The sequence below is a fragment of the Escherichia sp. MOD1-EC6819 genome, from assembly GCF_002965765.1.
Taxonomy (GTDB): domain Bacteria; phylum Pseudomonadota; class Gammaproteobacteria; order Enterobacterales; family Enterobacteriaceae; genus Escherichia; species Escherichia ruysiae.
On sequence record NZ_PTRG01000003.1, the window covers coordinates 170,690 to 183,146 of the forward strand.

A 12,457-nucleotide genomic window follows, 5' to 3' on the forward strand; every position below is an offset into this window, starting at 1 on the left:
GATGATCAATTCGCCCCGAGTGTGTATTCAGGTTCAAAGTGTTTACATTGAAGCACAATCTTCACCTGATAATGAACGTTACGTTTTTGCTTATACCGTAACCATACGCAACCTGGGGCGAGCGCCAGTGCAGTTGTTGGGGCGTTACTGGCTGATCACCAACGGCAATGGCCGTGAAACCGAAGTCCAGGGCGAAGGTGTGGTGGGCGTTCAGCCGCATATCGCCCCTGGCGAAGAGTACCAGTACACCAGCGGTGCGATAATCGAAACACCGATGGGCACCATGCAGGGTCACTACGAAATGATCGATGAAAATGGCGTTCCATTCAGCATCGACATTCCTGTATTTCGACTCTCCGTTCCAATACTCATTCATTAAAATAATATGGCGACATACCTTATTGGCGACGTTCATGGTTGTTACGATGAACTGATCGCTTTGCTGCATAAAATAGAATTTACCCCTGGGAAAGATACCCTCTGGCTGACGGGTGACCTGGTCGCTCGCGGGCCTGGTTCGCTTGATGTTCTGCGCTATGTAAAATCCTTAGGCGACAGCGTGCGTCTGGTGCTGGGTAATCACGATCTGCATCTGCTGGCGGTATTCGCCGGGATCAGCCGTAACAAACCGAAAGACCGCCTGACACCGCTGCTGGAAGCGCCCGACGCTGATGAGCTGCTTAACTGGCTGCGTCGCCAACCTCTGCTGCAAATCGACGAAGAGAAAAAGCTGGTGATGGCTCACGCGGGGATCACGCCGCAGTGGGACTTAGAGACTGCTAAAGAGTGTGCTCACGACGTAGAAGCAGTATTGTCGAGTGACTCCTATCCTTTCTTCCTCGACGCCATGTACGGCGACATGCCAAACAACTGGACGCCAGAGTTACGCGGACTGGCACGACTGCGTTTTATCACCAACGCTTTTACCCGTATGCGTTTTTGCTTCCCGAACGGTCAACTGGATATGTACAGCAAAGAGTCGCCAGAAGACGCGCCAGCACCATTGAAACCGTGGTTTACCATTCCAGGGCCAGTTAGCGAAGAGTACAATATTGTGTTTGGTCACTGGGCATCGCTGGAAGGAAAAGGTACGCCGGAAGGTATTTACGCGCTGGATACCGGATGCTGCTGGGGTGGGACATTAACCTGCCTGCGCTGGGAAGATAAGCAGTATTTCGTCCAGCCATCGAACCGGCATAAGGATATGGGCGAAGCGGCGGCGTCTTAAACACAGCCTGATACAGGAAGGCCGGATAAGACGCGACCGGCGTCGCATCCGGCACTAGCCGTAAATTCTATACAAACTTACCGCCGTTCCAGAATCTCAAAACAATAGCTATGAGAGTTCTGCGCATCGGCGTCGTGGAATTCGCTGAACACCGATTCCCAGTCATCCGGCTCATAGTCCGGGAAATGGGTGTCGCCTTCCACTTCCGCGTCGATATGCGTCAGATACAGTTTTTGCGCTTTTGGCAGGAACTGCTCATAAACGCGACCGCCGCCAATCACCATAATCTCCGGTACGTCACCACACGCCGCGATGGCTTCATCCACCGATTTCACCCACGTTACGCGATCGTCCGTACCCGGCTGGCTGCTGATGATAATATTCTTGCGTCCTGGCAGCGGGCGGCCGATGGATTCCCAGGTATGGCGCCCCATAATCACGGGTTTATTTAAGGTGTTACGTTTAAACCAGGCGAGATCGGCAGGCAGGTTCCACGGCATGGCGTTTTCCATGCCGATAACGCGATCTACCGCTAACGCCGCAATCAGACTGATCATTGAGATTTCCCGATAAAAAAAATTGTCGCCACTATACGTAAAGCGTAAACCGTCGTCGACTGGTGTGAGGATGATGTTGAGGAAAATTTTATATTCTGCTGGCGAGTCCACGCTCTCCCCCTGGACTCGCCGCATTACAATGAAACAAAAACAAACAGTTAGCTGTAAAGTGTGATTTACGTCACTCTTTATTAGGATGAGGGTTTCGTTTCCGGTTCATCCGCCATGTTGCCGGTATGTTTACCTTCTTCGGTTCCCTGCCAGCCATGTCGTTGAATTAATGACAGATGTTCACGGTCTTCGGTAATGATCTCACTTAACATCGCGCTGGTGCGTTTATAGACCGCCGCGCGGGCTTTGGTGTCGTTCTCAACCATTGCCATCTCTTCCACCATCTCAATATTAAAGCGGCGGAACACATCGGCACGTTCTCGCGCTTCATATGGCCCAAGACCTAAACTTTCCAGCGCCAGACGCCCGGTTTTCAGCGCACCTTCAAAGGTTTCACGCTCCGGCTTTTCAACGCCAGCCTGTCGCAAACGGATGTAGTGATCGACATCGCGGGCGCGGGCAATAATCTGCAAATGCGGAAAATGTTCTTTCACCATCTCCGTCAGTTGCAGATTGGTTTGCGGATCGTCGATGGCGTTAATCAGCACTTCCGCTTTCGCCGCTCCCGCAGATTCCAGTAAATCCATCCGCGTGGCATCACCGTAAAAGACTTTCATGCCGAATTTACGCAAGGTTTCGATATGGTCAGGATCGTGATCGAGCACCACCATTTTCACCCCACTGGAGAGCAATAAACGTCCGGTTATCTGCCCAAAACGACCGAATCCAGCGATAATCACACGCGGCTGTTCTTCGTCGATCTCATCGGCTTCACGCGCTTCTTCAGTAGAAGATTGCTCAAGGCGATTGAGGATCACCAGCAGAATCGGCGTTGCTGCCATCGACAGCGCCACCGCCAGGGTCAGCGATTTCGCCCACTCCGGCTCCAGCACATTCGCCATCTGCGCCGCGCCAAATACCACAAAGGCAAACTCACTGCCCTGCCCTAACAACACCGCAAACCAGCGACGCTGTTTATTTGGCACCTGCAACGGTCGGGCAATCAGCCACAGCATGGCGATTTTGATGATGAGGAAACCAAGCAGCAAAATGACAATGCGCAATGGGTTTTCAAGCAGCGTGCCAAAGTCTATCGACATGCCAACACCGATGAAAAACAGCCCCAGCAGCAAACCTTTAAATGGTTCGATATCGCTTTCCAGCGCATGACGGTATTCCGAGCTTGCCAGCAGTACGCCCGCCAGAAACGCGCCCATCGCCATCGACAAGCCAACCTCTTCCAGCAGCAAACCAAAGCCAAACACGAGGAATAACGCCACGGCACTAAACACTTCCCGCAAGCCAGAGCGGGCAACAAAACGCAGCGCCGGACGCGTGACATAGCGCCCCAGCAATACCACCAGCGCCAGCGCCCCCGCCACTTTTAACGCCGAGAGAGCAAATGCGCCCATCGTCGTCGAGGCACTGCTCGCCGCCAGTAGCGGGATCATCGCTACCAGAGGGATCGCGGCGATATCCTGGAACAGCAGCACCGCAAAGGCGCTGCGTCCCATTTGCGTCACCATCAGGTTACGCTCATTCATCGCCTGCATGGCAATCGCCGTAGAAGAGAGCGCCAGCGTCATGCCGATCAATTCCGCTACCTGCCAGCGCAGCCCAAGTAACATACAGAACAGCCCCAGCAGGCCGCCGCAAATCACCATCTGCAATGCGCCACCGCCGAACACTGCCGCACGCAGCTTCCACAACCTTTGTGGATCGAGTTCGAGGCCGATAATAAACAGCATCAGCACCACGCCGATTTCAGCAAAGTGCAGGATAGATTCGGCATCGGTCACCAGTCGCAGCCCCCACGGGCCAATAATGCAGCCCGCGATCAGGTAGCCAAGTACCGATCCCAGACCGAGGCGTACCGCAATGGGTACAATCAGCGCCGCCGAACCGAGATAAATCAGCGCCTGAATCAGCGTATGGCTATCCATGATGTGCCTCCTGCCATTCCAGCAGACGTTGCTTATAGTGACGCGCCTGCCCTTCGAGGGTTTCGTCGTCACAAATAAAGGTGCAGTGCATGGCAAACGGCGGCAGCCAGTTCAGCCCGCAGTAGATTGCCGTCGCCTGTAGCGGCTGCGACAGCACATCAAAGCCCGGATGCGCACCAATTTCAAAATGGCTTTCCCCGCCGCCGGTCGTCACCGCCCACAGCAAGTGTTTGCCATGCAGCGCCGTACCGCCGTGACCGTAAGCCCAGCCGTGCGAGAGGACTTTATCGATCCAAAGTTTAAGGAGCGGTGGAATGCTGTACCACTGCATCGGGTGCTGCCAGACGATCAGATCGGCGCGAGACAGCGCCTCCTGCTCGGCGGCAATATCGATATTGAAGTCAGGATAGAGTTGATAAAGAGAGCGAATTTCGACGCCTTCCAGCGTCCTTGCCTGTTCAAGCATCCGTTTATTCGCATGGGAATGATGCGGATACGGATGCGCATAAATTATGAGGATCATAGTTATTAGCCCGCGTGTTTACGCCTTTATTTTCCCACAAAGTGTAGTCACATATTCACGCGGCTTATAGTCAATAATATTGATTCAGAAAAGAGAGAAATCTGAATAAATTACCCCGCTCGCTGCCTGCGGATCGTCATATTGCTGGTCTGCGCCAGTGACATCCCACGTGTTTCCGGGGCAAACGCTACGGAAATCAACAAGCCAAACAGCGAGATCCCCGCCCCCATTAGCATCGTGTTACTGATACCGTAATTATTGATAAAGATCGGCAGTGCCCAGGTCGAAACAATGGTGCCAATACGGCTTAAGGACATAATCACGCCCACGGCAGAGGCGCGAATATCTGTCGGGAAGAGTTCATTAGGATAGAGCCACTGCAAATTACCCGGCCCGCCAGAAAAAAAGGCATACACCGCAAAGGCCATTACTACCAGCCAGATCCCCATATCCGGGATCAGCCCCAAAACCGCCAGCGCCAGCGTCATCATGGCAAAACTGCCAATCAACAATGGACGCCGTCCGGCAGTGTTTAACCACAGCATCGGCGGAATACAGCCGAGCATAAAGAACAGGCTAATCACCACATTCCCCAGTGCCGCGTTTTTGCCAACACCCAGCCCCAACAAACCAACGATTTGCGGGCCAAAGGTGTAGATGGCGAACATTGGGATCACCTGGCAGGTCCAGATGGCGGCAACAAACAGGACAAAAGGAAAATGGCGGCGATTAAACAGATCGCGAAAACGGGTTTGCTGCGGCTGCTCTTCATCGAAAGCCACCGGTTCGCCAAACAGTTTGATCATCATCTCTTCGCACTCTTTTACTCGCCCTTTGCGTAACAACCAGCGGGGAGATTCAGGCAGTTCGAATCGACCAATCAAAATCAACAAACAGGGGATCGCCGCGCTGCCCAACATCCAGCGCCAGCCACCTTCCACATCATAAAGCCAGTAGCCAACCAGATCGGCACAGGTTGCGCCGACATACCACATGGCAGCAATAAAGCTGATGGAAAACGCCCGCTGACGGGTGCTGGAGAACTCGGTGATCATCGAGGTGGCGATGGGATAATCCGCGCCGATGACAATGCCGATGAGTACCCGCATCACCAACAGTTCGACGGGGGATGAGACAAACATCGTCGCCACCGATATCACGCCGATGGCGATGATATCAATGAGGAACATTTTACGCCGTCCAACTTTATCGGAGATATAGCCAAACAGCGATGTGCCGACGAACAGCCCGGCGAGCGTTCCCGCGCCCAGCAAGCCAATCCAGTCTGCATCCAGTTTCAGTGCCGGAGTCAGTTGCTCCAGCGCCACGCCTATCATTACCAGGACATAACCATCCAGAAACGGCCCACCGCTTCCCCACAGCAAAATGCGGCGGTGAATAGAGGAGAATTTGAGATCGTCAAAGTTTCTGGACGGTTGCATGGGTTATTCCTGTTTTTTTGCAATGAGAGTCAGTACGGCGTTACGTATCAAACCAACATCAGCCGTAACGGAACTCCACACCAAAGGTGCCGCGCGGGTATTCCCACTGTTCCAGCGCCGACCCCAGCCCCAGAATGCGACAGGTGCCGCACTCCAGACATCCGGCGTAATCGAAGCGCACACTGCCGTCATCCTGCTTCTTGTACAGACCAGCGGGGCACGCTTTCACCAGCAGTTCCAGCGCCTGTTTATCGGCATCGGCCTTCACAACGATGTGCGGATGCTCTTCATCGACATTGAATTTATTGACGCCCAGTTTGACGTCCACATTGACGGGAGAAGTCATAAAACGGTCACTCCTTTCATGCCATCCTTGATTAGATTGATGAAGCCCACTTTCTTACCGTGGCGGAGGATTTTCTTGCGCATCAGTTCCGGCGCGCTGCCGTCAATGGTGAACAGGTCACGCGCCACACCCACCGCCAGTTCCGGGTAGCCGCTAAACATGCGTGGGTTATCAAGGAACGCCGGTAGTTTCTGGTACATACGCATATCGCGCAGCGGGCCACTCTCAAGATGCTGACGATATTCCGCCAGTTTTTGCTTACTGAAATCGTCGCTTTTCATCGCTGAAAGCACGGTTTTTGCTGCGGCTTCCCCGGCGGCAATCGCCAGATCCATACCGCGAATGGTAAAACCGAGGTTCATACACATTCCGGCGGCATCACCGGCAATCAGTACGCCGTCACCGACCAGCTCCGGCAGCATGTTGATGCCTGCTTCCGGCACTACGTGAGCGGAATATTCCACCAGCTTGCCGCCTGCGATCAGCGGTGCAACGGCCGGATGTTGTTTGAAATCTTCCAGCATTTGCGGCACCGATTTTTTCGCGTCATGCAGATGATGCAGACCACAAACCAACCCCAGCGACAGAGTGTTTTCATTGGTATAAAGAAAGCCGCCGCCCATCAGGCCATCGGTGGGTGATCCCGCAAACAGGCAAGCCGCGCCCTGATTACCCTGCAACTGAAAACGGTCTTCGATTACCGACTTCGGTAACTCGATCAGTTCCTTCACGCCAACCGCCACATCCGTCGGTTTAACGCGTTTTGCCATCCCCAGCTTTTCGGCAAGAATGGAGTTCACCCCGTCAGCAAGGATCACCGTTTTCGCTTCAATTACATCGCCATCGGCTTCTACACCGACGACTTTACCATCGCGCTGTACGAGGTTATCGACACGAATCCCGGTAATTAACTGCGCGCCCGCTTCTTCGGCCTGCTCCATTAACCAGGCATCAAATTTACTGCGCAAAACAGAGTAAGAACGCTGGGATGGCGAGGTTTCGTCACCGTTGCAGTAGTCCATAGTCATCGCTGACTTTTCCGTCATAAACGCGAGTTTTTCATGGGTAATCAGGCGTTCTACGGGGGCGGATTCGGCGAAACCTGGAATAATGTGTTCCAGACTGTGGGCATAGAGACGCCCGCCGGTGACGTTCTTGGCACCTGCGGAATTGCCACGCTCGATAACTAACACTTGCGCCCCTTCGCGGGCGAGCACCAGTGCGGCAACCGAACCGGCAAGCCCTGCACCGACGATGATGGCGTCAAAGATATCTTCGGACATAAGAGCTCCCTGTCAGCGGCAGGGCCGAAATGCAGCCCTGCCAGAGTGGATCAACGCGCTAAAGCTGCGGTCAGCGCCGGAAGGATCTTCACGGCGTCGCCAACAATGCCGTAATCCGCGTACTGGAAGATCGGCGCATTTTTATCTTTATTGATGGCGAAAATGGTTTGCGACGCGTTAGCGCCAACCATGTGCTGGATCTGCCCGGAGATCCCCACAGCCAGGTACAGTTCAGGTTTCAGCATCAGGTTGGAGATACCGACATAGCGTTCGTGCTCCATCCATTTTTCGTTTTCTGCCACCGGACGAGAACAGGCCAACTCCGCACCTATCGCCCTGCAAAGCTGTTCTGCCAGCGCAATGTTCTCTTTGCTGCCAATACCGCGACCGACGCTGACCACCAGGCGGGCTTTGTCGAGATCGACGCTGTTGCTCTGGCGCGCCTGGGTTGCCGTGCGGGTAATCGCCACAGCCGGAGCCTGCCACTCCACGGTGTGCGTTTCGCCAGTACGTGACGCGTCTGGCTGAGCCGCATCGAACGTGCCGCTGCTGATGGTCAGTACCGCATACGGCGTGACAATGCGTTCTTCGCCAATCGCCAGACCACCGTAAACCATGTGTTTCACTGTCGCTTTACCGTCCTGTACGCTGACGGTGCTAGCATCGTTAGACACCGCCGCTTTAAGGCGATAACCCAGTTTTGCCGCCAGTAATTTGCCGCGACGGGTGTTTGGCAACAGCACCAGACCGTCTGCGCCGTGCTGGCGAATAGTGTCAGCCATGACACCGGCGTAATCTTCGATCATCCGATCGTCCGGTTTGCCGTTTAATTTCCAGACATGATTAGCGCCGAGCTGGATTGCCTGTGCGCCGTCGGCATCATTGAGGACAAAGGTGTTGATTTGATTAGCTAAAGCCTGCGCACCGTTCATCAGTTCCGGCAGACGAGAAGGGGTATCGCTGAATACCCAGACTTGAGAAAACGTGTTCATAGCATCCCCTGTAATTAAATGACTTTGCGAAGATTTTCAGCAAATGCGGCGATCTGTTCTTCGCCGTCGCCTTCAATCACGATGCGCTGACGCTCGCGCTGTTTCGGCGCGGCAACCTGTTGTTCTGACCAGGCTGCCTCTGCGTTAAAACCGATATCCGCCGCCGACCATACCTGGACGGGCTTTTTCGCCGCGCCGAGAATGGCTTTCATCGAAGGAATTTGTGGGGAGTTGATATCAGTGGAAACAGCAACAACCGCAGGCAGCGGAATGCTTAAGGTTTCGGTTTCATCTTCCAGTTCGCGCTCAACGGTGAGGGTATCTGCCGTCAGGGAGATAATTTTGCTGACGCCGTTAACTGCCGGAATATTGAGGATTTCGCCCACCAGCAGACCAACCTGCTGGGCATAAAGGTCGGAAGAACCATCGCCACAGAGGATCAGATCAAATCCTGCTTTCTGGGCGGCTGCAGCCAGTGCGCTCGCCGTTTGTTGCGGCAGTGCCTGCTCGAACTGGTCATCAATCACCACAATCAGTTCATCCGGGCCGCGCGATAGCACATCTTTACGCCCTTTGGCGTTGGTCAGGGCTTTACCGCCCACACTTAAGGCTGTCACCTGCGCCTCTGCTGCCTGTTGCTTTAGCTGGCAAGCCGCTTCAATAGCGTTGAGATCGTATTGGCTTATTTTGGCATCGGCTTTGCTGAAGTCTAATGAACCATCAGCATTATTGACCGCAATATCCTGTTCATCAGGCACGCACTTATAGCAAGTAATAATCTTCATTGCATCTCCAGAAATCATGAAGGAAACGTCGTTCATATCGGTGGTGTTAATTACAGATATCACGCCCTTTAATTTGGAAATAAAACTTTAATCACCAATATTGAAAATGTCACACGCAGATAAATCCAACTTTCAATATTGTTAAGTCCCTCACCAATATTGAAAAAATGGCGTAGCAAAAAGAAATTTTCAATATTGTTTTATAGATCACCAATATTGAAAGTCAGATGCTATTTTTTTACTCACAAAAGAGCATAACAAACTGATTAATAACAAAAATTAACGGAAAAACATCCTCTATTCACCCGAAACAAAAATGTGACACCAATCACAGAATACAGCTTATTGAATACCCATTATGAGTTAGCCATTAACGCGTCCACGAGGTTAATAATAATTATATTAAATGTTAACAAAAATAAAACAAACGGGAACGCAAAATAAATATTCGTTTTCACAGTGGAATTAACTCATGAAGAATGAAAAGAGAAAAACGGGAATAGAACCGAAGGTTTTCTTTCCGCCGTTAATAATCGTCGGCATACTTTGTTGGCTTACAGTCAGAGATCTGGATGCGGCGAATGTCGTTATTAATGCTGTATTCAGTTACGTCACCAATGTATGGGGATGGGCATTTGAATGGTATATGGTAGTGATGCTTTTCGGTTGGTTCTGGCTGGTGTTTGGCCCGTATGCCAAAAAGCGTTTAGGTAACGAACCACCTGAATTTAGTACCGCCAGTTGGATCTTTATGATGTTCGCCTCCTGTACGTCTGCTGCCGTACTGTTCTGGGGATCGATTGAGATCTACTACTACATCTCCACCCCGCCGTTTGGCTTAGAACCGAACTCGACAGGGGCGAAAGAGTTGGGGCTGGCTTACAGCTTGTTCCACTGGGGACCTCTGCCGTGGGCCACTTATAGCTTCCTTTCTGTCGCCTTCGCTTACTTCTTCTTTGTCCGCAAAATGGAAGTGATTCGCCCCAGCTCCACCCTGGTGCCGCTGGTAGGTGAAAAACACGCCAAAGGGTTGTTCGGCACTATCGTCGACAACTTCTATCTCGTCGCCTTGATCTTCGCGATGGGCACCAGTCTGGGCCTTGCCACGCCGCTGGTGACCGAGTGTATGCAATGGTTGTTTGGTATTCCACATACCCTGCAACTGGACGCTATCATCATTACCTGCTGGATTATCCTCAACGCCATTTGCGTCGCCTGCGGTCTGCAAAAAGGGGTACGTATCGCCAGTGACGTGCGTAGTTACCTGAGCTTCCTGATGCTGGGTTGGGTGTTCATTGTCAGCGGTGCCAGCTTCATCATGAACTACTTCACCGATTCGGTGGGGATGTTGCTGATGTATCTGCCGCGCATGTTGTTCTATACCGATCCCATCGCTAAAGGCGGCTTCCCGCAGGGCTGGACCGTGTTCTACTGGGCATGGTGGGTGATTTACGCTATCCAGATGAGTATCTTCCTCGCCCGCATCTCCCGTGGTCGTACCGTGCGTGAACTGTGCTTCGGCATGGTGCTGGGGCTGACAGCGTCAACCTGGATCCTGTGGACTGTACTCGGTAGTAACACTCTGCTGTTGATAGATAAAAACATCATCAACATTCCAAATCTGATCGAACAGTACGGTGTGGCGCGCGCCATCATCGAAACCTGGGCCGCTCTACCACTCAGCACCGCCACCATGTGGGGCTTCTTCATCCTCTGCTTTATTGCCACCGTTACGCTGGTTAACGCCTGCTCTTATACCCTGGCGATGTCCACCTGCCGCGAAGTACGCGACGGCGAAGAGCCGCCGCTGCTGGTGCGTATCGGCTGGTCAATTCTGGTTGGCATTATCGGCATTGTTCTGCTGGCGCTCGGCGGCCTGAAACCGATTCAAACCGCCATTATCGCCGGAGGATGCCCGCTGTTCTTCGTCAACATTATGGTGACGCTCTCCTTTATTAAAGACGCGAAACAGAACTGGAAAGATTAATTAACCCCCAAAATATCAAGAGGTTGAAAGATGGATTTTAATTTAAATGATGAGCAGGAACTGTTTGTCGCCGGTATCCGTGAACTGATGGCCAGTGAAAACTGGGAAGCCTATTTTGCCGAGTGCGACCGTGACAGCGTCTACCCGGAACGATTTGTTAAAGCACTGGCGGATATGGGTATCGATAGCCTGCTGATCCCCGAAGAACACGGTGGTCTGGACGCGGGATTCGTCACCCTCGCCGCCGTGTGGATGGAACTGGGGCGTCTGGGGGCGCCAACCTACGTGCTGTACCAGTTGCCGGGTGGGTTTAACACCTTCCTGCGCGAAGGCACACAAGAGCAGATCGACAAGATTATGGCGTTCCGTGGCACGGGTAAGCAGATGTGGAACTCGGCGATTACCGAGCCGGGCGCTGGCTCCGACGTGGGTAGCCTGAAAACGACTTATACCCGTAGAAATGGTAAGATTTATCTTAATGGTAGTAAGTGTTTTATTACCAGCAGTGCCTACACCCCGTACATCGTGGTGATGGCGCGCGACGGTGCTTCTCCGGACAAACCTGTCTACACCGAATGGTTTGTTGATATGAGCAAACCGGGCATCAAAGTGACCAAACTTGAGAAGCTCGGTCTGCGTATGGATAGCTGCTGTGAAATCACCTTTGACGATGTGGAACTGGACGAGAAAGACATGTTCGGTCGGGAAGGTAACGGCTTTAACCGCGTGAAAGAAGAGTTCGACCACGAACGTTTCCTGGTAGCCCTCACCAACTACGGTACGGCGATGTGCGCCTTTGAAGATGCGGCGCGCTACGCCAATCAGCGTGTGCAGTTTGGCGAGGCTATTGGTCGTTTCCAGTTGATTCAGGAAAAATTCGCCCACATGGCGATCAAATTAAACTCCATGAAAAACATGCTGTATGAAGCAGCGTGGAAAGCAGACAACGGCACCATCACCTCTGGCGATGCTGCGATGTGCAAATACTTCTGCGCCAATGCGGCATTTGAAGTGGTGGACAGCGCAATGCAGGTGCTGGGCGGCGTCGGGATTGCGGGTAACCACCGCATCAGCCGCTTCTGGCGTGACCTGCGTGTAGACCGCGTCTCCGGGGGATCTGACGAAATGCAGATCCTGACGCTGGGTCGTGCGGTGCTGAAGCAATACCGCTAAGTCCGTGCGCTGCCTGATGCGACGCTTGCCGCGTCTTATCAGGCCTACGGTTGGCCGGATAAGGCGTTTACGCCGCATCCGGCAGTC

At 52.9% G+C, this 12,457-nt stretch carries 12 protein-coding genes; 4 read left to right on the forward strand and 8 right to left on the reverse strand.

The features are described from left to right. Window position 1: 1 nt before the first annotated feature. Together apaG and apaH are read left to right on the forward strand one after the other, a co-directional pair. Entirely contained in the window at window positions 2-379 is a 378-nt protein-coding gene (apaG, locus tag A7Z06_RS04670; RefSeq protein ID WP_000610899.1) for a Co2+/Mg2+ efflux protein ApaG, read from the forward strand. A gap of 6 nt (window positions 380-385) precedes the next feature. Then, on the forward strand, window positions 386-1,228 hold the full coding sequence (gene apaH / locus A7Z06_RS04675; protein ID WP_000257166.1) for a bis(5'-nucleosyl)-tetraphosphatase (symmetrical) ApaH: 843 nt from the start codon (window positions 386-388) through the stop codon (window positions 1,226-1,228). Between the two features lie 77 nt (window positions 1,229-1,305). On the opposite strand, the gene folA is transcribed toward apaH, so the two are convergent. From folA to A7Z06_RS04715, 8 genes are all read right to left on the reverse strand, one after another. Further along, entirely contained in the window at window positions 1,306-1,785 is a 480-nt protein-coding gene (folA, locus tag A7Z06_RS04680) for a type 3 dihydrofolate reductase (RefSeq protein WP_024212612.1), read from the reverse strand. 191 nt (window positions 1,786-1,976) lie between these two features. Then, on the reverse strand, window positions 1,977-3,839 hold the full coding sequence (gene kefC, locus A7Z06_RS04685; RefSeq protein WP_000377110.1) for a glutathione-regulated potassium-efflux system protein KefC: 1,863 nt from the start codon (window positions 3,837-3,839) through the stop codon (window positions 1,977-1,979). Beyond that, window positions 3,832-4,362 carry a glutathione-regulated potassium-efflux system oxidoreductase KefF gene (gene kefF, locus A7Z06_RS04690; protein WP_000600737.1) on the reverse strand — a complete coding sequence of 177 codons (531 nt, stop codon included), beginning with the start codon at window positions 4,360-4,362 and terminating at the stop codon, window positions 3,832-3,834. Before kefF ends, kefC begins: the two co-directional genes overlap by 8 nt. A 110-nt stretch (window positions 4,363-4,472) precedes the next feature. Next, window positions 4,473-5,804 carry an MFS transporter gene (locus A7Z06_RS04695; RefSeq protein WP_001183199.1) on the reverse strand — a complete coding sequence of 444 codons (1,332 nt, stop codon included), beginning with the start codon at window positions 5,802-5,804 and terminating at the stop codon, window positions 4,473-4,475. A 58-nt stretch (window positions 5,805-5,862) separates the two neighbouring features. Next, on the reverse strand, window positions 5,863-6,150 hold the full coding sequence (gene fixX / locus A7Z06_RS04700; protein ID WP_000203741.1) for a ferredoxin-like protein FixX: 288 nt from the start codon (window positions 6,148-6,150) through the stop codon (window positions 5,863-5,865). Continuing rightward, window positions 6,147-7,433: an FAD-dependent oxidoreductase gene (locus tag A7Z06_RS04705; RefSeq protein WP_001287739.1), complete on the reverse strand. Its 1,287-nt coding sequence runs from the start codon at window positions 7,431-7,433 to the stop codon at window positions 6,147-6,149. Before A7Z06_RS04705 ends, fixX begins: the two co-directional genes overlap by 4 nt. A gap of 50 nt (window positions 7,434-7,483) precedes the next feature. Further along, a complete protein-coding gene (locus A7Z06_RS04710) occupies window positions 7,484-8,425 on the reverse strand; it encodes an electron transfer flavoprotein subunit alpha/FixB family protein (protein WP_001091504.1) in 942 nt (313 codons plus the stop codon). A 14-nt stretch (window positions 8,426-8,439) separates the two neighbouring features. After that, entirely contained in the window at window positions 8,440-9,210 is a 771-nt protein-coding gene (locus tag A7Z06_RS04715) for an electron transfer flavoprotein FixA (protein WP_000692204.1), read from the reverse strand. A gap of 472 nt (window positions 9,211-9,682) precedes the next feature. Here A7Z06_RS04715 and caiT point away from each other — a divergent pair, with 472 nt between their 5' ends. Together caiT and caiA are read left to right on the forward strand one after the other, a co-directional pair. After that, the gene (gene caiT, locus A7Z06_RS04720; protein ID WP_000787103.1) at window positions 9,683-11,197 is read left to right on the forward strand and encodes an L-carnitine/gamma-butyrobetaine antiporter; all 1,515 of its coding nucleotides are present in this window, start codon (window positions 9,683-9,685) and stop codon (window positions 11,195-11,197) included. Window positions 11,198-11,227: 30 nt separating this feature from the next. Continuing rightward, window positions 11,228-12,370: a crotonobetainyl-CoA dehydrogenase gene (caiA, locus tag A7Z06_RS04725; RefSeq protein ID WP_000347117.1), complete on the forward strand. Its 1,143-nt coding sequence runs from the start codon at window positions 11,228-11,230 to the stop codon at window positions 12,368-12,370. Window positions 12,371-12,457: the final 87 nt, after the last annotated feature.